This is a genomic window from Kribbella sp. NBC_00382, from assembly GCF_036067295.1.
GTDB lineage: Bacteria > Actinomycetota > Actinomycetes > Propionibacteriales > Kribbellaceae > Kribbella.
This window is the reverse complement of record NZ_CP107954.1, coordinates 4,411,488-4,430,440: the sequence shown is the minus strand read 5'-3', so window position 1 is coordinate 4,430,440 and position 18,953 is coordinate 4,411,488. Positions and strand designations below refer to the sequence as shown.

At 67.3% G+C, this 18,953-nt stretch carries 19 protein-coding genes; 11 read left to right on the top strand and 8 right to left on the bottom strand.

The annotated features are described in order from the left end of the window. Window positions 1–75 precede the first annotated feature (75 nt). The gene (locus OHA70_RS21440) at window positions 76–1,125 is read left to right on the top strand and encodes a carbohydrate kinase family protein (RefSeq protein ID WP_328320319.1); all 1,050 of its coding nucleotides are present in this window, start codon (window positions 76–78) and stop codon (window positions 1,123–1,125) included. Here the strand turns inward: OHA70_RS21440 and OHA70_RS21435 are convergent. Continuing rightward, a complete protein-coding gene (locus OHA70_RS21435; RefSeq protein WP_328320317.1) occupies window positions 1,043–2,284 on the bottom strand; it encodes an MFS transporter in 1,242 nt (413 codons plus the stop codon). The two genes, OHA70_RS21440 and OHA70_RS21435, sit on opposite strands and share 83 nt — an antisense overlap. 241 nt (window positions 2,285–2,525) lie before the next feature. Here OHA70_RS21435 and OHA70_RS21430 point away from each other — a divergent pair, with 241 nt between their 5' ends. The 5 genes from OHA70_RS21430 (at window position 2,526) to OHA70_RS21410 (ending at window position 8,433) form a co-directional block, all read left to right on the top strand. Continuing rightward, on the top strand, window positions 2,526–3,806 hold the full coding sequence (locus OHA70_RS21430) for an ABC transporter substrate-binding protein (protein ID WP_328320315.1): 1,281 nt from the start codon (window positions 2,526–2,528) through the stop codon (window positions 3,804–3,806). Further along, window positions 3,806–4,726, top strand: a complete 921-nt coding sequence (locus tag OHA70_RS21425; protein ID WP_328320313.1) for a carbohydrate ABC transporter permease — start codon at window positions 3,806–3,808, stop codon at window positions 4,724–4,726. The genes OHA70_RS21430 and OHA70_RS21425 overlap by 1 nt, the downstream gene beginning before the upstream one ends. Before the next feature lies 1 nt (window position 4,727). Continuing rightward, entirely contained in the window at window positions 4,728–5,576 is an 849-nt protein-coding gene (locus OHA70_RS21420) for a carbohydrate ABC transporter permease (protein ID WP_328320311.1), read from the top strand. A 22-nt stretch (window positions 5,577–5,598) separates the two neighbouring features. Beyond that, entirely contained in the window at window positions 5,599–6,954 is a 1,356-nt protein-coding gene (locus OHA70_RS21415) for an FAD-binding oxidoreductase (protein ID WP_328320309.1), read from the top strand. A 120-nt stretch (window positions 6,955–7,074) separates the two neighbouring features. Next, window positions 7,075–8,433, top strand: coding sequence for a polysaccharide deacetylase family protein (locus OHA70_RS21410; RefSeq protein ID WP_328320307.1), 1,359 nt, complete (start codon window positions 7,075–7,077; stop codon window positions 8,431–8,433). Here the strand turns inward: OHA70_RS21410 and OHA70_RS21405 are convergent. The 5 genes from OHA70_RS21405 to OHA70_RS21385 form a co-directional block, all read right to left on the bottom strand. After that, window positions 8,423–9,421 carry a TIGR03842 family LLM class F420-dependent oxidoreductase gene (locus OHA70_RS21405; RefSeq protein WP_328320305.1) on the bottom strand — a complete coding sequence of 333 codons (999 nt, stop codon included), beginning with the start codon at window positions 9,419–9,421 and terminating at the stop codon, window positions 8,423–8,425. The genes OHA70_RS21410 and OHA70_RS21405 overlap by 11 nt on opposite strands. A gap of 11 nt (window positions 9,422–9,432) precedes the next feature. Beyond that, on the bottom strand, window positions 9,433–10,839 hold the full coding sequence (hydA, locus tag OHA70_RS21400; protein WP_328320303.1) for a dihydropyrimidinase: 1,407 nt from the start codon (window positions 10,837–10,839) through the stop codon (window positions 9,433–9,435). Between the two features lie 17 nt (window positions 10,840–10,856). Continuing rightward, on the bottom strand, window positions 10,857–11,699 hold the full coding sequence (locus OHA70_RS21395; RefSeq protein WP_328320301.1) for a nitrilase-related carbon-nitrogen hydrolase: 843 nt from the start codon (window positions 11,697–11,699) through the stop codon (window positions 10,857–10,859). A gap of 116 nt (window positions 11,700–11,815) precedes the next feature. Next, window positions 11,816–12,514, bottom strand: coding sequence for a PhzF family phenazine biosynthesis protein (locus OHA70_RS21390; RefSeq protein ID WP_328320299.1), 699 nt, complete (start codon window positions 12,512–12,514; stop codon window positions 11,816–11,818). Window positions 12,515–12,554: 40 nt separating this feature from the next. Next, on the bottom strand, window positions 12,555–12,740 hold the full coding sequence (locus OHA70_RS21385; protein WP_328320297.1) for a hypothetical protein: 186 nt from the start codon (window positions 12,738–12,740) through the stop codon (window positions 12,555–12,557). A 139-nt stretch (window positions 12,741–12,879) separates the two neighbouring features. On the opposite strand from OHA70_RS21385, the gene OHA70_RS21380 reads away from it, so the two are divergent. Both OHA70_RS21380 and OHA70_RS21375 read left to right on the top strand, forming a co-directional pair. Further along, on the top strand, window positions 12,880–13,299 hold the full coding sequence (locus OHA70_RS21380; RefSeq protein WP_328320295.1) for an SRPBCC family protein: 420 nt from the start codon (window positions 12,880–12,882) through the stop codon (window positions 13,297–13,299). Continuing rightward, the gene (locus OHA70_RS21375) at window positions 13,296–13,844 is read left to right on the top strand and encodes a TetR/AcrR family transcriptional regulator (protein ID WP_328320293.1); all 549 of its coding nucleotides are present in this window, start codon (window positions 13,296–13,298) and stop codon (window positions 13,842–13,844) included. The genes OHA70_RS21380 and OHA70_RS21375 overlap by 4 nt, the downstream gene beginning before the upstream one ends. On the opposite strand, the gene OHA70_RS21370 is transcribed toward OHA70_RS21375, so the two are convergent. Beyond that, window positions 13,823–14,980 (bottom strand): serpin family protein, encoded by a 1,158-nt coding sequence (locus OHA70_RS21370; protein WP_328320291.1) that lies wholly within the window; start codon window positions 14,978–14,980, stop codon window positions 13,823–13,825. The genes OHA70_RS21375 and OHA70_RS21370 overlap by 22 nt on opposite strands. A 318-nt stretch (window positions 14,981–15,298) precedes the next feature. Between OHA70_RS21370 and OHA70_RS21365 the strand changes: the two genes are divergently transcribed. The 3 genes from OHA70_RS21365 to OHA70_RS21355 are packed head-to-tail and all read left to right on the top strand — an operon-like array spanning window position 15,299 to window position 17,681. Then, window positions 15,299–16,402, top strand: a complete 1,104-nt coding sequence (locus OHA70_RS21365) for a permease (RefSeq protein WP_328320289.1) — start codon at window positions 15,299–15,301, stop codon at window positions 16,400–16,402. Then, window positions 16,399–17,115, top strand: coding sequence for a TIGR03943 family putative permease subunit (locus OHA70_RS21360; protein WP_328320287.1), 717 nt, complete (start codon window positions 16,399–16,401; stop codon window positions 17,113–17,115). Before OHA70_RS21365 ends, OHA70_RS21360 begins: the two co-directional genes overlap by 4 nt. Continuing rightward, window positions 17,112–17,681: an NADAR family protein gene (locus OHA70_RS21355; RefSeq protein WP_328320286.1), complete on the top strand. Its 570-nt coding sequence runs from the start codon at window positions 17,112–17,114 to the stop codon at window positions 17,679–17,681. The genes OHA70_RS21360 and OHA70_RS21355 overlap by 4 nt, the downstream gene beginning before the upstream one ends. Before the next feature lie 319 nt (window positions 17,682–18,000). Here the strand turns inward: OHA70_RS21355 and OHA70_RS21350 are convergent, their stop codons facing one another. Then, entirely contained in the window at window positions 18,001–18,906 is a 906-nt protein-coding gene (locus tag OHA70_RS21350; protein ID WP_328320285.1) for an EamA family transporter, read from the bottom strand. Window positions 18,907–18,953: the final 47 nt, after the last annotated feature.

The window sequence follows — 18,953 nt, the reverse complement described above, 5'->3', positions numbered from 1 at the left end:
GATGGCCGGTCGATGATGCTACGAAGGACAGCACATCATCAGCCACCGACAGATCACCCGAAGGAGCAGGTCACCGTGAAGGACGAGCCGGACTGCTACGACGTGTTCGTACAGGGGACCGTGTTCCTGGACATCGTGCTGACCGGCCTGGAGTCCGCCCCGACCACCGGGACCGAGATCTTCGCCGAGGGGATGGGATCCTGCCCCGGCGGTGTCGCGAACTTCGCCATCGCCGCCAGCCGGCTCGGCCTGAACAGCGGCCTGGCCGCCGTCTTCGGCGACGACGTGTACGCCGACTTCTGCTGGCGCACCCTCGCCGACCAGGAGGGCGTCGACCTGTCGCATTCGCGTCGGATCGGCCACTGGCACTCACCCGTGACCGTGTCGATGTCGATCGACCGGGACCGGGCGATGGTCACCCATGCGCACGACGCGCCGGGCGACCCGAGCAAGCTGGTCGGCCCGGGCCTGCGGACGCGGTCCGCGATCGTGCCGGTCGCCGAGGAGTTGCCGAGCTGGACCGCCGAGGCACGCGAGTCAGGCGCCTTGCTGTTCGGAGATGTCGGCTGGGACCCGACCGAATCCTGGTCCCCCGCCGTCCTCGACGTACTGGAGGGCTTCCACGCCTTCACGCCGAATGCGGGTGAGGCGATGGCCTACACCCGCACCGACACCCCGAAGGCTGCTCTCCACAAGCTGGCCGAGCGGGTCCCCCTCGCTGTCGTGACCAACGGCTCCGACGGCGTACTGGCCATCGACTCCCTGACCGGCGAGGAGGAGCACATCCCGGCCCTCCCAGTCCGCTCCTACGACCCCACCGGCGCAGGCGACGTCTTCCTGGCCTCCCTGGTCCTAGGCACTCTCCGCGGCTGGCCCCTGGCCCACCGCCTTGCCTTCGGCAACCTCTGCGCCGGCCTGTCGGTCCAGCATTTCGGCGGCTCCCTGGCAGCCCCCGGCTGGGGCGACATCATCGACTGGGTCCGCGACCACAGCCGCTCCCGCCCCGGCGACGTCGACCCCGACATCCTCCGCCACTACACCTTCATCGGCGACGTCCTCCCCGCCGGCCCAGTCCCGATAGTCCGCCGAGCCAGCGCCACCATCGCCCGCCTCTCGGACGCATAACCACCAGTACTACGCACGCCAGCAGCAGCGCTGCGGCCAGGAATCCGTGCGCGGGAGTGGTGCGGTCTATTGCCAGGCCGGCCATGGAGGAGCCGGCCGAACTGCCCAGGTTGTTGATGGTGTTGATCCAGGTACTTGCCTCAGTGCGCTGGTGTGGCGGGGTCAGGTCGTCAGCGGCCAGGTAGGAGACGACGAAGAGCGGTGCGACCGCCAGGCCGCCCACAGCCATCACGACACCGAGCACGATCAAGTTGCCTGCCAGCGAAGCCATCAGAAAGGCGCTCGCGAGTAGTGCGATCAGGCCGGACAGGTGGGTCCAGTGCGAGCGCCGGTGGGTACGGCGAGCCCAGATGAGCCCGCCGATGACGCTGCCGAGGCCAATGGCCGCCTCGACGAAACCTGCTGTCCCCGCCTGCCCTTCACGCTGCGCCATCCCTGCCACACAGACGTAGGCGACGCTCACGCCTCCGGCGACGAAGAAGATGAGCAGCAGGATCCGCCGCAGCCCGCTGTTGGCCAACGGACCCGGATCGAGGAAGCGGCCCTTGGTCTGTTGCTCAGCGACATGCCGGGCCACTGGCGTCGCCACCATCCCGAGGGTGCCGACGACCATCAGCACAGCCGCACAACTCAACGCGGCCGGTGCGGACCAGAAGCTGATCAGGAGTCCCGCGATGAGCGGCCCACCCAGGTACAGCGATTCCTCGCAGATCGCGTCGAGGGCGTAGGCGCGTTGCTTGAGTTCTGTGCCCTCGGTGATGAGTCGCCAGGTGGCTCGCATGGAGGGGCCGAGTGGCGGCGCGAAGACGCCGGTGACACCGACGAGGGTCACCAGCAACGCGGCGTTCGTAGTACGGGCTGAGGCCACCAGGCCCAGGCCGAGTGCGCAGAGCAAGGCCAGGACCGGGAGGACGCGGCGTTGGCTGAAGCGGTCGACGAGGCGCGCCTTCAGTGGCATCGAGAGGGACGCCAGGCCGAAGGCTGCTACGGCGGCGCCGGCGGTGGCGAAGGAGTTGGTCGATTGCTGGATGGTGAACAGGGCAGAGAGCGGGAGCAGGCCGTACGACAGTCGGCCGAACAGCGCGGGCACGAAGGTGCGTAGCGCGTGCGGCAGCAGCAGGACGTCGCGGTAGCTCCCGGCACGAGTGGTGCCAGGCATGTGAAGGCGCTCCTAGAGAGCCCCGGCTCCGTCAGCGGAGCGGGGTGCGAAATGGGCTCGGCGAGTGCGAGCGCGCTCTAGGCACGGGGATCGAACATGGCATGAAGCTTAACGGAGAAATCCTGCCGAGGAAGTGGGTTTTTCACCACCTGAAATGCCGCGACGTCACCCCCTGGCGGTCGTAGGGTCGGAGGGCTGCGCGGCTCGTGGGACCGCGCCGGGATTGCGGAGGTACTACGGGATGCCAAGCGCGGGTGGATTCAACCGTCGGAAGTTCCTGGCCGTGGGTGGCGGGCTGGCCGCGATGGCGGTAGCGGGCTGCGGCTCCAACACCGGGCGGGCCTCGGACAGCGGCTCCTCAGGCGGCAAGCCGGCCCTCGCGCAGTGGTACCACCAGTACGGCGAAGCGGGCACCCAGCAGGCGGTGGAGAAGTACGCCAAGAGCTACCCCGACGCGACCGTGTCCGTGCAGTGGTCGCCGGGCGACTACGACAAGAAGACTGCCTCGGCGCTGCTCACCGACGGCGGGCCGGACGTTTTCGAGTACGTCAACGGCCCCAGCATCGACATGATCAAGGGCGGCCAGGTGGTCGACCTCACCGATCTGCTCGGTGACACCAAGGCCGACTTCACCCCGTCGCTGATCTCGCGGATGACGTACCAGGGCAAGCTGTACGCGATCCCACAGGTCACCGACATGCAGCTTCTCGTCTACCGCAAGAGTCTGCTCTCCAAGGCCGGCATCCAGCCGCCGACCACCGTCGACGAGTTGATCGCGGCCGCCAAGAAGCTGACCACCGACAAGATGAAGGGCCTGTTCGTCGGCAACGACGGCGGCGTCGGCATCCTCGGCGGTCCCGCGCTCTGGTCGGCGGGGCTCGACTATCTGAAGGACGACAACACCTTCGGCTTCGACGACCCGGCGGCGGTCGAGTCGCTGCGCAAACTGCGCGAGCTCTTCACCTCCAAGGCTTTGTTGCTCGGGGCACCGACCGACTGGTCCGACCCGTCCGCCTTCACCCAGGGCCTGACCGCGATGCAGTTCACCGGGCTGTGGACCTTCCCGCAGATCCAGAAGGCACTCCCGGACGACTTCGGCGTCCTGCCCTGGCCCAAGCTGAACAGCACGACCGGAGCGCCCAGCGTGCCGGTCGGCGCCTACGGTTCAGTGGTCACCGCGAAGTCGAAGAACGTCGACGCCGCCAAGAAGTACGTCAAGTGGCTGTGGGTGGACCAGACCGAGGACCAGCTCGACTTCGCCCAGTCGTACGGCTTCCACATCCCGGCCCGCAAGAGCTTGGCCGAGAAGGCGGACAAACTGAAGTCGGGCCCGGCCGCCGACGCGGTCACGTTCGTCAACGAGAACGGGCACGCCCAGACACCGTTGCTCTGGACCCCCAAATCCGCCACCGCGTACTCCGACGCGCTCAACCGGATCATCAAGAACGGCACCGACCCGGCCACCGAGATCAAGGCCGTCAAGGCGATCGTCGAGGCGGAACTCAAGCGCGTCGCAGGCTGATGTCGACAATCCAGGCCAGACTGCGCGGAAGGTACGACCGCAATCTCTGGTTCGCCATCTTCGTCGGCCCCTTCGTGCTGGGGCTGATCGTCTTCGTCTACGTCCCCATCCTGTGGTCGATCTGGCTGAGCTTCTTCAACGCGCACAACACCGTCACGCCGACGGAGTTCGTTGGCCTGGGCAACTACCTGGACATGCTGAAGGACTCCGCCTTCCGGTCCAGCCTGCTCACCTTCGTCGTCTTCGCGCTCTTCATCGTGCCAACCACCTTCGTCGCGTCCCTCGGCCTGGCCCTGCTGGTCAACCGCGCCCGGTTCGCCAAGACCTTCTTCCGCTCGGTCTTCTTCCTCCCAACAGCCTGCTCATACGTCGTCGCGTCACTGATCTGGAAGCTCTCGATCTTCTCCGGCGTCCGCTTCGGCCTGATGAACACCGTGCTCGGCTGGTTCGGCATCGACCCGATCCCCTGGCTCTCCGTCACGCAACCACCCTGGTACTGGCTGGTGATCGTCACCGCCCGCATGTGGTTGCAGGCCGGCTTCTACATGATCCTGTTCCTCGCCGGGCTGCAACGGATTTCGCCATCGCTCTACGAGGCCGCCGCGATCGACGGCGCGACCGGCTGGAAGGTGCTGCGCTTCCTCACCCTCCCCCAACTACGCGCCACCTCGACCGCAGTACTGCTTCTCCTTCTGATCAACGCGTTCCAGGCCTTCGACGAGTTCTACAACCTGCTCTCCAGCTCCGGCCAGTATCCGCCGTACGCCCGTCCGCCCCTCGTCTACCTGTACTACGCAGCGCTCGGCCAAGGCCAGGACTTCGGCCACGGCAGCGCCGGAGCCGTCATCCTCACGCTGCTGATCGCCCTGGTCGCACTCGGCCAAGGACGCTTCCTCGGACTCGGCCGGAGGGAGGACTGAGATGGCGGTGATCCAGCGATCGCGCGCCGACAAGACCGGCAGCGTTCTCCGGTACGTCGTCCTGGCGATCGGGGCTGTCCTCTTCCTGCTGCCCTTCTATCTCCTGATCCGCAACGGATTGTCGACCGAACAGGACATCACGTCCCCGGACTGGAAGCTGTTCCCGTCGACGCTGCACTGGAGCAACCTCGCCGATCTGTTCAACAACCCAGCGGTGCCGATGCTCAGGTCGCTGGTCAACTCGCTCGTGATCGCGGTCGTCCAGACGGTCGGCGTCCTGGTCATCTCCGGCCTCGCGGGCTACGGCCTGGCCCGGATCCCCTTCCGCTACGCCAATGCGGTCTTCTACTTCATCGTGGCGACCCTGCTCATCCCGGCCGCGGTGACGTTCGTCCCGAGCTTCGTGCTCGTCTCGTCGCTCGGCTGGGTGAGCACTCTGCGCGGCCTGATCATCCCGGGGTTGTTCCAGGCGTTCGCGACCTTCCTGTTCCGGCAGTACTTCCTCAACTTCCCGCGCGAGCTCGAAGAGGCCGCGGCGCTGGACGGTACGGCGTACTGGGGCACGTTCTGGCGGATCGTCGTACCGAACTCGAAGGGCTTCATCGCCGCCATTGCCACGATCACATTCATCGGTTCGTGGAATGCCTTCCTCTGGCCGCTGGTGATCGCGCCGGACCAGTCCGCGTGGACCGTGCAGCTCGCGCTGTCCACCTTCCTCACCGCCCAGACCATTGATCTGCCCCAGCTGTTCGTCGCGGCCAGTGTCGCGATCCTGCCGCTGGTGGTGATGTTCGTCTTCCTGCAGCGCTGGATCGTCGAAGGCGTCGAGCGCTCCGGAATCAGCGAGTAACCCCCTGCACAAGAGAGGCATCATGACCCTGATCGATCAGCTCCGCGACTCCATCACCGGCCCCGTCCTGGGCCCGGCCGACGACGACTTCGCCGAGGAGGTCGCGGCCTGGGTCCTCAGCACCCAGCACACTCCCGAGGTCGCCGTCGGCCTCACCTCGGAGGAGGACGCCGCAGCCCTCGTCCGCATCGCAGCAGCAGCCGGTACGCCGGTACGCGTGCTCGCCACCGGCCACGGCTCCGCCGTCCCCGTCACCGACGGCATCCTCGCCACCACCTCGCGACTCACCGGCGTGACCGTCGATCCCAAGACCCGGATCGCGCACATCAACGCGGGCAGCCGCTGGGCCGACGTGATCGAGGCCGCGGGCGAGCACGGGCTCACCCCTGTGGCTGGTGCCTCGGCCAACGTCGGCTGCATCGGCTACACGCTGGGCGGCGGCCTCGGCCCGCTCTCCCGGACGTACGGATTCTCCTCCGACTATGCCCGTGCCTTCCGCGTCGCCATCGCGTCAGGCGAGGTCGTCACCGCCAGCGCGACCGAGAACCCGGACCTGTTCTGGGCGCTCCGCGGCGGCAAGGGCGGCTTCGGCATCGTCACCTCGATGGACTTCGAGCTCGTCGAGCTGTCCACCATCTACGGCGGCTCGGTGTTCTTCGACGCCCCGCAGATCGCGAGCGCGATCCCGGCCTGGATCGAGTGGACCAAGACGCTGCCCGAGACGGCGACCACGTCGTTCGCCATCCTGCGGCTGCCCCCGCTGGAGTTCATCCCGGAGCCGTTGCGCGGCAAGACCGTGATCAGCGTGCGGTTCGCCTTCGTCGGCGACGCGGCCGAGGGCGAGCGGCTCTTCCAGCCGATCCGGGACCTCGGCCCGACCATCATCGACGCGGTCGCCGAGATGCCGACCACGGCGCTGGCGACGATCCACAACGACCCGACCGACCCGAGTCCGTCGTGGGATCGCGGCCTGCTGCTGAGCGAGCTCGACGCGGAGTTCGCCAAGACGTTCCTCGAGGTCGCGGGGCCGGACCAGCAAGTTCCGTTTATCGCGATCGAGATCCGTCATCTCGGTGGGGCGACCCACCGCGACGTACCGGAAGGCAGTGCGGTCGGCGGCCGGGGCGGCGCGTATACGTTCTTCATGGCTGGAGTCCCCGACCCGAGTCTGTTCGCAACGGTCCTGCCGACGGCGGCCGACGGGATCCTCTCCGCGCTCGGTCCTTGGACGGCCGACGAGACCACCATCAACTACGCGGGCGGCCTGACCGTGCCCGGCTCCTACGAGGCCTCATGGCCCGCGGCAACTTTCGCCCGGCTGGCGGAGGTACGGGCCAGCTACGACCCGGACACGCTGTTCCCCTACGGCCCCGCATAGTGAATCCGCGGGGCAATCCCCCGCGGGCTCTGGTCGGCATCCCCACGCGGCCGTACTCTGACGCGTGGGGGTCCCCCTGGGGGCAGAAGTGGGGACCGGGGAGCAATGGGGGGATTTTCCATGCGACATCGCTTTGCCATGCTCGGGGCGCTCGCCCTGCTGGCCGCATCACTCATCGCGACCGGGCAACCGGCCGCGGCCGCCACCAACACCATCGTCACGATGACCTTCGACGACGGCCTGGCCTCACACGTCACCACCGTGCCGATGCTGCAGTCCCGCGGGCTGAAGGGCACCTTCTACATCAATTCGGCGATGGTCGGCACCTCGTCGTACTACATGACCTGGCCGCAGGTCCACACCATCGGCGACGCCGGCAACGAGATCGGCGGGCACACCCTGCACCACGTCAACCTGACCACTGTCAGCCGGGCGACGGCGACGACCGAGGTCTGCAACGACCGGTCGGCCCTGATCGCGCAGGGGTTCCCGGCGCCGGCCTCGTTCGCCTATCCCGAGGCCGACTACAACAACACAGCCAAGTCGGTCGTCCAAGGCTGCGGCTACTCCAGTGCCCGCACCGTCGGCGACATCAGGGGCCCGGACTGCGGCGACTGTGACTACGCCGAGACGATCCCGCCCGTGGACGCCTTCGCCCTGCGCGGACCTGACTCCGCTGAGTCCAGCACGACGCTGGCGACGATGCAGAAGTACGTCACGCAGGCCGAGACTCATGGCGGTGGCTGGGTGGTGCTCAGCTTCCATGGCATCTGTTCGGACGGTTGTACCGGCGACAGCTCGTTCAGCCCGACGACCTTCACGGCCTTCCTCGACTGGCTCAAGGCGCGCGAGGCGTCCGGCACCGTCGTCAAGACGGTCGGCGAGGTGATGGGAGGCGGAGGACCGCCGCCGGCCAGCGCACCGGTCACCAGCATCAACTGCAACGGCGCGACCTGTACCACCGGTTGGAACCTGACCAGCCCGGTGACCGTGGGGTTGACCGCGACCGATGCGGACGGCTCGGCGATCGCGAGCACGCGGTACACGACCGACGGGACCAACCCGGTGACGAGCGCGACCGCGGTCACCTACACCGGGCCGTTCCCACTCGCCGCGACGGCGACGGTCAAGTACTACTCGACGGACGTCGACGGCCATGCCGAGACGGCCAAGTCGCAGCAGATCAGGATCGACGCGGTCGCACCCGCGCTCACCCTGACCAGCCCGGCGAACAACTCGACGTACCGGCGGAGTGCGACGGTCCCGCTGGCGGCGACATCCACCGACACCGGCGGATCAGGGGTGGCGAAGGTCGTCTTCAAGGACGGCACGACGACACTCAAGACCGACACGTCGTCGCCGTACAACTACAACTGGAGCGCCACCAAGTCGGTCGGCGCGCACACGGTGACAGCGATCGCCACCGACACGGCGGGCAACACCAGCTCGACCGCGGTGACGGTCAACATCATCCGTTGACGACGGGGATGACGCTCTTGCCATAGGCATCGAGCGTCTCCTCCTTGGCGTCGTGCTGGAGGTACAGGGCGAACTGGTCGACACCGATCGCCTTCAGTTCCTCCAGCCGGGCCAGGTGGTTCTCGACCGGGCCGAGGACGCAGAAGCGGTCGACGACTTCGTCGGGCACGAAATCGGTGTGGGTGTTGCCCGCCCGCCCGTGCTCGGCGTAGTCGTAGCCCTTGCGGCCGGCGATGTAGTCGGTCAATGCCTTCGGCACGCCACCATCGGCGCCGTAGCGCTCGACGATGTCGGCGACGTGGTTCCCGACCATTCCACCGAACCAGCGGGTCTGGTCGCGTTGGTGCTGCAGGTCGTCTCCGACGTACGCCGGGGCTGCGACGCAGAAGGTGATCTTGCCGGGATCACGGCCGGCTTGCTCGGCGGAGCGGCGTACGGCGGAGATCATCCAGGCGGCGATGTCGGGGTCGGCGAGCTGGAGGATGTAGCCGTCGCCGACCTCGCCGGTCGCCTGCAGCGCCTTCGGCCCGTACGCCGCGACCCAGACCTCGAGCTTGCCGTCCTCGACCCAACTGAACTTGAGCTGCTGGCCGCGGTACTCGACCGTCCGGCCTTCCGCGAGTTCGCGGACGACCTCGACGCACTGCTTCAGCTCGGTGATCGTGCCCGGCTTGGACCCGAGCGTGCGCAACGCCGAGTCGCCCCGGCCGATCCCGCAGACCGTGCGATTGCCGAACATCTCGTTCAGGGTGGCGAACTGCGACGCGATCACGGTCCAGTCGCGGGTGCCAGGGTTCGTCACCATCGGGCCGACGACGACGCGTTCGGTGGCGGCCAGGATCTGGCTGTAGATGACGAACGGCTCCTGCCAGAGCAGGTGCGAGTCGAACGTCCAGACGTAGTCGAACCCGGCCTCCTCGGCCTTGCGCCCGAGCTCCACCACCGCGGACGCGGGCGGATCACACTGGAACACCACTCCGAAGTCCACGGGTTCTCCTCTTAGAGCAGGTACGACGAGAGGCCGCGCTTCAGGTACCGGCCGCGCCCCTTGCGGCCATGGTAGTTGCCGTCAGCCACGATCACCTCGCCGCGCGAGATCACGGTGCCCACCCGGCCGGCGATCTCCACCCCTTCGTACGCCGAGTAGTCCATGTTCATGTGGTGGGTCTCGACGCCGATCCGGGTGCTGCCGTTGGGGTCGTAGATCACGAGGTCGGCGTCCGAGCCGGGCGCGATGATGCCCTTCTGCGGGTACAGCCCGAACATCCGGGCCGGCGTCGTCGCGATCGTCTCGACCCAGCGCTCGAGGCTGAGCTGGCCGTCCACGACGCCTTGGTAGACGAGGTCGACGCGGTGCTCGACGCCGCCGATACCGTTCGGGATCTTGGAGAAGTCACCGATCCCCAGCTCCTTCTGGTCCTTGAAGCAGAACGGGCAGTGGTCGGTCGACACGACAGCGAGGTCGTTGGTCTTGAGGCCTTTCCACAGGTCCCGGGCATGGTGCTCGTGCTTGCTCCGCAGCGGCGTGGAGCAGACCCATTTGGCGCCCTCGAAACCGGGCGCGCCCAATTGGTCTTCGAGGGTCAGGTACAGGTACTGCGGGCAGGTCTCCGCGAAGACGTTGCGCCCGTCGTTGCGTGCTGCGGCAACTGCCTCGAGCGCCTTGCTGGCGGAGAGGTGAACGATGTAGAGCGGGCAGTCCTTCGCCACGGAGGCGAGTGAGATCGCGCGGCTGGTCGCCTCGGCCTCCAGCGCCTCCGGGCGGGTGATGCCGTGGTAGATCGGGTCGGTCTCGCCTCTTTGCAGAGCCTGCTGGACGAGTACGTCGATCGCGATGCCGTTCTCGGCGTGCATCATGATCATCGCGCCGTTCTCGCGGGCGCGCTGCATCGCCCGGAGGATCTGGCCGTCGTCGGAGTAGAAGACTCCCGGGTAGGCCATGAACAGCTTGAAGCTGGTGATGCCCTCGCTCGCGACCAGCTGGTCCATCGCCTTGAGCGCGTCCTCGTCGACGCCACCCAGGATCATGTGGAAGGCGTAGTCGATGTGACAGTTGCCGTCGGCCTTGGTGTGCCAGGCGTCCAGCCCGTCCTGCACCACCTCACCGGTCTTCTGGATCGCGAAGTCGATGATGGTCGTCGTACCACCGAACGCGGCGGCCCGTGTCCCGGTGTCGAAGGTGTCGCTGGCCGACGTACCGCCGAACGGCATCTCCATATGCGTGTGGGCGTCGATCCCGCCCGGGATCACATACTTGCCGCTGGCATCGATCACCTCGTCGGCGGTGACCTCTTGGCGGTACTCCGGGTCGAAGAGCGCGACGATCTTCTCCCCGTCGACCAGCACATCAGCCTTCTGGGCACCCGTCGGCCCGATGACGGTCCCACCCTTGACCAGCAACGACATTCGCTTGTCCCCTTCGGCTACGGCTTGGTCAGATCCCCATAAGCATCCGGCCGGCGATCCCGGTAGAACTGCCACCGGTCCCGCACCGTGTCGAGCAGACTCAGATCCAGGTCCCGGACGATCAGCTCGGGGTCGTGATCATGGCCGACCTCCCCCACGAACTTCCCCTCCGGATCCACGAAGTACGACGACCCGTAGAAGTCGTTCTCCCCGAACTCGGACTCCACACCCACCCGGTTGATAGCCCCGATGAAGTACTCGTTGGCCACGGCGGATGCCGGCTGCTCCAGCTTCCAGAGGTACGACGACAACCCACGACTCGTAGCCGACGGATTGAACACGATCTTCGCCCCCGCGAGGCCGAGCGCCCGCCAACCCTCAGGGAAGTGCCGGTCGTAGCAGATGTACACGCCGATCCGCCCGACCGCCGTGTCGAACACGGGGTAGCCCAGATTCCCGGGCCGGAAGTAGAACTTCTCCCAGAACCCGTTCACCTGCGGAATGTGGTTCTTCCGGTACTTCCCGAGGTACTTGCCATCAGCATCGATCACGGCCGCGGTGTTGTAGAGCACCCCCGCCTGCTCCTGCTCGTACATCGGCAGCACCATCACCATGCCAAGTTCCTTGGCCAGCGCCTGGAACCGCTCAGTCGTTGGCCCGGGCACCGACTCCGCATACTCATAAAACTTAGGATCCTGCAGCTGACAGAAGTAAGGCCCGTAGAACAACTCCTGGAAGCAAATAACCTTCGCTCCCGCAGCTGCCGCCTGCCGCGCATAATCCTCATGCGCCTTAGTCATCGACTCCTGGTCCCCAGTCCAGTTCGTCTGAACCAACGCCGCCCTGACCACGTCCGCCATCTGACCTCCCTAGCCGAGCCCCCATGCTCCATCCGCCAACCGTCCCCAGTCAACGATTCCCCAGAATCCGCCCCGCCCCGACACCAGCTACTCAACCGGTATGCCGCCGCCCGCGCCTAAAGAACTTCCATACCTGCCCCGGGTCGAGCTTGGCGGGGTGGTTCGGGGGCTACTCGGCCGCCGACTGTGGTCCAGCCGTCTGGCAAGAGGGTGGTGTGGAGGTGGGAGCCGGCGCCTTGGGTGATGTGGAGGTTGCGGCCTAGGCGGGCGGCTAGTTGGGTGGCGGCTGAGCCGGTGGCTTCGTCTTCCTCGATGCCCATGGCGGGGGCGAACATCCGGGAGCGGATGGTGCCGGCGGGCTCGTCCAGCCAGGACCACAGATAGGTGTGGCCGGCGGAGTAGTCAGTCGGTGAAGCGGCCAGTACTTCGGCAGCCGACGCCAGTTGGTGCCAGGTGAAGGTGCTGCCCCACGTGGAGTGGGCTTGGACTGAGGTGAGGTCGTCGGTACGGGTTACCGGGATCTCGCCGGCTGGGACCCGAAGGACGTCGCAGGAGTAGCCCTGGGAGTGGAGCCACCAGGCGGCACCGACGGTGGGATGGCCGGCGAAAGGCATCTCGGCTGCCGGGCTGAAGATCTGCAGGACGCCGTCGGCCGGGTCGTCGATGAAGACGGTTTCGCTGTAGCCGAGTTGGGCGGCCAGCGGCTGGCGCAACGACGAGGGGACCTCGCGGCCGTCGACAATGGCGAGGGGGTTGCCGTGGGCGCCAGAGGGGTCTGTGAAGACCCGTACGACGTGGACGTCGACGGTGGTCATCCAGCGCGGCTCAGGCGAGGAAGCGGTGGGGAGCTATAGGTCAGAGGACGAGGATCGCGGCGATGATGGCGATCAGGACGACTACGCCGCCGACGATCGCCAGGGTGCGGCCGTTCACCTTCGGGGGTGTCGTCGGCTCGGCCTGGGCCTCGTTGACGAACGCGCGGAACATCTGCGTGCTCGCTCCCGGGTCCTGCTCGTTCTCCGTGGGGGTGTGGTCAGACATGCGCCAGACCCTACCCGGCCCCCGGACCGCCAGCACTCACCAACCAGCATCCTGACCGCCTTCTTACGCTCAGCCTGCCGCTCGGACACCGCTGGCAACAGCGTTTGTGAGTGGCTCAGATCCGTGTACCATTTGGTACATGCGCTTCGATCACTCCGTCACCGTCCAGGCCCCGGCCGACCGCGTCTGGGCGATCTTCAGCGACGTCGCCAACTGGCCCAAGTGGACCCCGACGATCTCCCACGTCGAGCGGCTCGACGAGGGCCGGATCCACCTCGGCGCCCGGACCCGGATCCGTCAGCCCAAGCTCCCGGTCGCCGTCTGGGAGGTGACCGAGCTCGTCGAAGGCCAGTACTTCGAATGGGTCTCGAAGGCCCCCGGCATCAAGACCACCGGCGGCCACCGGGTCGCCGAAACCCCCGAGGGCACCGTCGTGACCGCGACGATCATCCAGGAGGGCCCGCTCGGCTGGGTGTTCGGCAAACTGATGGCCAAGCTGACCAGGGAGTACATCGCCATCGAGGGCGAGAGCCTGAAGAAGGTCAGCGAGCAGGCGTGAGTCGCGAGTCCCTGCTGACCGACGCGATCGAGTACTTCGCCAGGAACGGCATCGGCGACGCCAGCCTGCGCTCGATCGCAACCAACATCGGCACCAGCCACCGCATGCTCATCTACCACTTCGGCTCCCGCGAGGGCCTGCTGGCCGAGGTGGTCCGCACGGTCGAGGCCCAGCAGCGCGAACTGCTCGCGACCCTCGACAACGAAGTACCGATCGAAGAACTGTCCGAGCGATTCTGGCGCCAAGTCACCGAGGCTGCGCTGATCTACGGCCCACTGTTCTTCGAGCTGTCGGCCCACGCCATGCAGGACCTCCCGCACACCGAGGCCCTCAAGGCAGACCTGATCAACGTCTGGCTGCCACCCCTGATCGAGATCTGCAAGCGCGCCGGCGTCCCAGCGGACCATGCACCGGCCTACGCACGACTCGGCCTAGCCGCCTCCCGCGGACTCCTCTTCGACCTACTACTAACCGGCGATCGCGCAGGAGTCGACGAAGCCTCCGCCCTGCTCAACAAGCTCTTCTATTCGGGTTCGGTCGGCTGAGCGACCCACCCCGCCACCACCGGCAGCCGCGACGCCCGGTGGACGGCGACAAACCCGAACGGCCGATCCAGCGACACCTCGAGCCGCTGCGACTGCGAGGTCTGCATCGACGCCCGCATCAACCCCATCGCCGTCACCGCCGCAGCCTCGAACCCGGTCGCGAAGAACCGCGCCAGTACCGTCTGCCGCGCCTGCCCGACCACCAACTGCTCCGGGCTGATCGCACTGAAATGCCCACCACCCCGCGGCGGCGAACTCACCACGGACAGCCCGAAGAGCTCCCGCAGAGCCAGCAGGTCGTGCTCCACCTTCACATTGAAGGCAGGCAGCGACACCCGCACCTCAGGCGCCGGCGCAGTCGTCGTCCCAACCGTCACCCCCGGCGCAGCCCCACCTTTCGCCAGCAACTCCGCGCCGCCCACACCGCCATCCACCTTAAGCGACGCCGCCAGCAACCCAGCCAGTACGTCGCCCTGCGATGCCTCAGCAGCCCCGATCCCCAGCAACACATCCACATCCGCATCGCCGACGACGGTCGCCACCGTCACCCCGTCGTACAGGCGAACCGACGACAGATCGCGATCACTCCGCTCCAGCCAATGCCACGACCCGCCCTTCCACGGCCCGTCGTTCTGCCGCTTGATCTGCTCCTTGAACGGCCGCACCCAGGTCGTCCGCAACGACAACGCCGACGCCAGTACGACGGCCAGGTCAGGCGTCACGTCGAGCGGCATCTCCCGGATCAACCCGTCCGTATGCTCCGCCGCCCAAGCATCAAGCTTCGCCTTGTCAGCCGTCTGATCCCCGGTCAGCGTCCCACTCAAAGCAGCCGGTACTACGGAGTCGAACGACTCACTCAACTTCAACTGCTCGTGCACCCAAACCCCAAGCGCCGCATGCAGGTCAGCCGCACTGTCCACGGCAGCCATCAACTCGACCGCCTGGGCAGCACCGCGAGCGGCATCGACTCCAGCCGCCTCCGCGAGCTCACCTCGCCCAGGCTCATCGGCAGCCGTCGCCAGCATGGCGAGCAACGGCCAGAGCCCAAGCCCGGACACGACCGTATTGCCCGGCGGCAACTCCCGCACCCAGCGCGAAGTGAGCCGGTTGACCGCCCGCACGACGTCAGCATCCATACCCCCCACCCTCCCACGCCCCGCCACCCGCGGCCTCGCCCACGCATTTCGGTGGTTAACCCCTCAAGTTGTGGGTTGCCACCCGTGGTTCATGGGTGGCAACCCACAATCTCAGGGGTTAACCACCGAAATGCTGCGGGCGGGGCCGCGGGTCGGGCCGCGGGTGGGGCTGCGGGTGGGCCGCGGGTGGGCGGGGTGGGGCGGCGGACAGGGGGGTGAGTGGGGGTTGCGAGTATTCGGCGGAATGACGCTGATTTTCATTTCACCGGCGCTGTGTGTGCTCGTCCGGGTGCGTTCCGCTGTGTCAGGATGCCGCCCATGACGACGCCCGAGGCCACCGAGGAGCGGGATTCCGCCGCCCCGATGGCAGATCCCACCGCGCCGCCCGGCCCGCCGCCACAGCCTTCGCCAGAGCCGACCGCACCGGACGACGGAGCCGCTCACGGTGCGGAGGAGAAGGAGCCGGCTGGTTCGTCGATCGCCTTCACCTTGACGCTGGTCGTGCTCGTCGGGCTCGCGCTCTTCGGCCGGAAGATCTTCGCCGGCTTGTTCAGCGACGACGGCGTACGGACCTGGGCGACCATGTTCGTCGGCGTCACCGTCCAGGCGATGCCGTTCCTAGTCCTCGGCGTACTCCTCTCGGCCGCCCTCACCGCCTTCGTCCCCGCGTCCTTCTTCGCCAAGGCGCTCCCCAAGCACCCGGCTCTCGCAGTACCGGTCGCCAGCATGTCCGGCGTAGTACTGCCCGGTTGCGAGTGCGCCTCCGTCCCGGTCTCGGCCGCGCTGATGAATCGCGGCGTCACCCCAGCGGCAGCGATCGCGTTCCTCCTCTCAGCGCCCGCGATCAATCCCGTAGTACTGGCGTCGACCGCGGTCGCATTCCCCGGCCAGCCGAAGGTCGTCATCGCAAGAGCCGTCACCTCACTCGGCGTCTCGATGATCCTCGGATGGCTGTGGTTGCTGACCGGCAAAGGCAGTAGCTGGCTGAAGATGCCCAAGAACCGGCATGCCGAGGGCACCGGCAAGCTCGAGGTGTTCCGCTCGTCGATGCTGCACGACTTCCTGCACGCCGGCGGATTCCTGGTCGTCGGCGCGGCCGCCGCGGCCACGCTCAACGTCGTCGTACCGCGGCAATGGCTCGATCACGTCGCGAGCAACCTGCTCATCTCCGTCGTCGTACTCGGCCTGCTCGCCGTGCTGCTCGCGATCTGCTCCGAGGCGGATGCGTTCGTTGCCGCGAGTCTGACGCAGTTCTCGCTCACCGCGCGGCTGGCGTTCATGGTGGTCGGCCCGATCGTCGACGTGAAGCTGATCGCCTTGCAGACCGGCACGTTCGGCCCGAAGTTCGCCGTCCGATTCGCGCCGGCCACCTTCGTGGTCGCGATCCTGTCCAGTCTTCTCGTCGGGTGGTGGCTGCTGTGAGGCGCAATGTCGCGGGTCTGGTCGTCGTGTTCGTCGGCGCCGCGGTGGTGCAGCTCGCCACCTCCAACACCTATCTGCGGTACGTGAAGCCCGGCATGCGCTGGATGCTGCTCGCGGCCGGCGCCATCCTGATCATCCTCGCGGTCGCGGACGTCCTCGCAGACACCCGCAAGAAGCCCGGCGATGCGCATGCCGATGACGGGCACGGCCACGGGCACCTGCTGCCGCGAGCCGCGTGGCTTCTCGTAGTACCGATCTTCGCGTTGCTCGTCGTCGATCCGCCCGCGCTCGGCGCCGACGCCGCCCAGCGCCAGTCGCCCGTGGCGGCCAGACCGATCGCACCGAAAGGCAACTCCTTCCTCGCGCAGAGCGCCGACAGCACAGCCCCGGTACCGTTGGCCGTGCGGGATTACGCCGTCTGGGCCGTCTGGGAGAAGGAGAGCATGAAGGGCCGCAATTTCCAGCTCACCGGGTTCGTCACGCCGGGCAAGAACGGCACCTGGTACGTCTCCCGGATCGGGCTGACCTGCTGTGTCGCCGACGGTACTGCGTTCATGGTCGAGGCGCGCGGTCAGGCGTCGCCACCCAAGAACCAGTGGGTCACCGTGACCGGCCAGTGGGCCGAGCCGACCAAGCGCACCGACGGGGACGTCGCCGCGCTGACCATCACCGGAGTACAGAGCGTCACTCCGCCGGCCAACCAATACGAGTGACAGCCGGTACTCCGCTGTCGACCGCCGACCTGCTCGACGGTCTGGCCAAGAAGCAGCGCTACAAGTACGTCTTCTTCTGGGGCGACACCCCGAACCGCGACGGCAGCATCGGCGCGACCTGCCTGAGCCAGTGGTTCCACGCCCCCTTCACCGTCGACGGCATCCGCTACCCCACCGCCGAACACTGGATGATGGCCGCCAAGGCCCGCCTCTTCAACGACGAAGACTCGGTACGCCGAGTTGCCGCGGCCGGCCACCCCCAGCAGGCGAAGGCCATCGGCCGCGAGGTCAAGGGCTTCGACACCGAGACCTGGCAACACCACCGAATGGAACTGGTTGTCGAAGGCAACCTCCACAAGTTCCGCCAGAACCAGCCCCTCCTCGACTACCTCCTCGCCACCAGCTCCCGGATCCTCGTCGAGGCCAGCCCCGTCGACCGCATCTGGGGAATCGGCCTAGCCGCCGACGACCCCCGAGCCGGCCACCCGGCGCAGTGGCGAGGCCTCAACCTGTTGGGCTTCGCCCTGATGCAAGTCCGCCAAGAGCTATCGCAGCCACCGTCGTAAGAGCGCTGTGGACTCCGGGCAACACCGGCCGGCCAGATTTGGTGGCCAGTGGCAGCCGAGCGGCTCGCTGTGCATACCTAACTCGACGGGCAAGCGATTACCCCGACGTGTCGGCACGGTTCCCGGGAGTTGTGCATGCCGGGAGGTCCGGCGGATGGCTGCGAACGCGGTGCGACAGGGGCCGGGTGGGAAGGGTGCATCCATGGGGGCTTGCCTCACCCTCAGACGGGTCTGCTGGCAGGTTTTGGTGCCGCTGGCGTGAAGCTTCATGCCAGCGCCCCGAAAACCTGCCACTGGCCACCCCGACAGGGTGAGGCGCCTAAGCAGCCGACTTGGCAAGCGTCCGCTCAACAGCCTCCGCCTTGTCTTGGACTCGCCGGCGGATGACCGTGCAGGCCATGCCGCCGATGATCAAGGCGGCTGCGATTGCTTGCTGGAGGCCTACCTGTTCGCCGCGGAGGAGCCAGGCTGCTGCCATGCCTACTACTGGGACCAGCAGGGAGAAGGGCGCGACGGTGGTGGCGTCGTACTCGCGGAGTAGGAAACCCCAGATGCCGAAGGCGAAGAGGGTGGAGGCGAAGGAGAGGTAGGCGAGGGCGCCTACGCCGGTGAGGTCGATGGCGCGGAGGGCGTCCAGGTCGTTGCCTGGGCCTTCAGTCAGCAACGAGAGTGTGAGCAGGGGCAGGACGGCGACCGCGCTGACCCAGACCATGAAGCGCAAGGTGTCCATCGGTTTTCCCAGCCTGGTCGCGACATTGGCGACACCCCAGCTCGCGCCCGCCAGGATCACCAGGCCTAGCGCTCCGACCGGCGCGGCGAGCTGGTGGTCGACGAGGATCAGGCCGAGGCCGCAGCAGGCGATCGCGATGCCGGCGAGTTGGGCCGCGCGCGGGCGCTCTCGTAGTACGACGGTTGCGAAGAGCAACGTGAAGACGACCTGGCATTGCAGCACCAGCGAGGCCAGCCCGGCGGGGACGCCGTGGTCCATCGCGATGAAGAGCAGCCCGAACTTCGCCACCCCGAGGGCCAGGCCGACGGCGATCACGTAGCGCCAGGCGACGCGAGGGCGGCCGAGCAGGAAGATCGCCGGGACCGCCGCGAAGAAGAACCGCAACGCTGAGAAGAACAACGGCGGAAAGCCTTCCAGGCCGACCTCGATGACGACGAAGTTGACGCCCCAGACGACCACGGCAGCCAGCGCGAGGAGGACGTGACGAGGGTTCATGTCAGCAAGTCTGGGGTGAGCTACAGTTAAGGACCAGCGAAGATTGC

Bases quoted from the DNA above. Each gene is read 5' to 3' on its own strand.
- OHA70_RS21435 (WP_328320317.1), bottom strand. From the start codon at position 2,284: ATGCCTGGCACCACTCGTGCCGGGAGCTACCGCGACGTCCTGCTGCTG.
- OHA70_RS21430 (WP_328320315.1), top strand. From the start codon at position 2,526: ATGCCAAGCGCGGGTGGATTCAACCGTCGGAAGTTCCTGGCCGTGGGT.
- OHA70_RS21425 (WP_328320313.1), top strand. From the start codon at position 3,806: ATGTCGACAATCCAGGCCAGACTGCGCGGAAGGTACGACCGCAATCTC.
- OHA70_RS21420 (WP_328320311.1), top strand. From the start codon at position 4,728: ATGGCGGTGATCCAGCGATCGCGCGCCGACAAGACCGGCAGCGTTCTC.
- OHA70_RS21415 (WP_328320309.1), top strand. From the start codon at position 5,599: ATGACCCTGATCGATCAGCTCCGCGACTCCATCACCGGCCCCGTCCTG.
- OHA70_RS21410 (WP_328320307.1), top strand. From the start codon at position 7,075: ATGCGACATCGCTTTGCCATGCTCGGGGCGCTCGCCCTGCTGGCCGCA.
- hydA (WP_328320303.1), bottom strand. From the start codon at position 10,839: ATGTCGTTGCTGGTCAAGGGTGGGACCGTCATCGGGCCGACGGGTGCC.
- OHA70_RS21395 (WP_328320301.1), bottom strand. From the start codon at position 11,699: ATGGCGGACGTGGTCAGGGCGGCGTTGGTTCAGACGAACTGGACTGGG.
- OHA70_RS21390 (WP_328320299.1), bottom strand. From the start codon at position 12,514: ATGACCACCGTCGACGTCCACGTCGTACGGGTCTTCACAGACCCCTCT.
- OHA70_RS21385 (WP_328320297.1), bottom strand. From the start codon at position 12,740: ATGTCTGACCACACCCCCACGGAGAACGAGCAGGACCCGGGAGCGAGC.
- OHA70_RS21380 (WP_328320295.1), top strand. From the start codon at position 12,880: ATGCGCTTCGATCACTCCGTCACCGTCCAGGCCCCGGCCGACCGCGTC.
- OHA70_RS21370 (WP_328320291.1), bottom strand. From the start codon at position 14,980: ATGGATGCTGACGTCGTGCGGGCGGTCAACCGGCTCACTTCGCGCTGG.
- OHA70_RS21365 (WP_328320289.1), top strand. From the start codon at position 15,299: ATGACGACGCCCGAGGCCACCGAGGAGCGGGATTCCGCCGCCCCGATG.
- OHA70_RS21350 (WP_328320285.1), bottom strand. From the start codon at position 18,906: ATGAACCCTCGTCACGTCCTCCTCGCGCTGGCTGCCGTGGTCGTCTGG.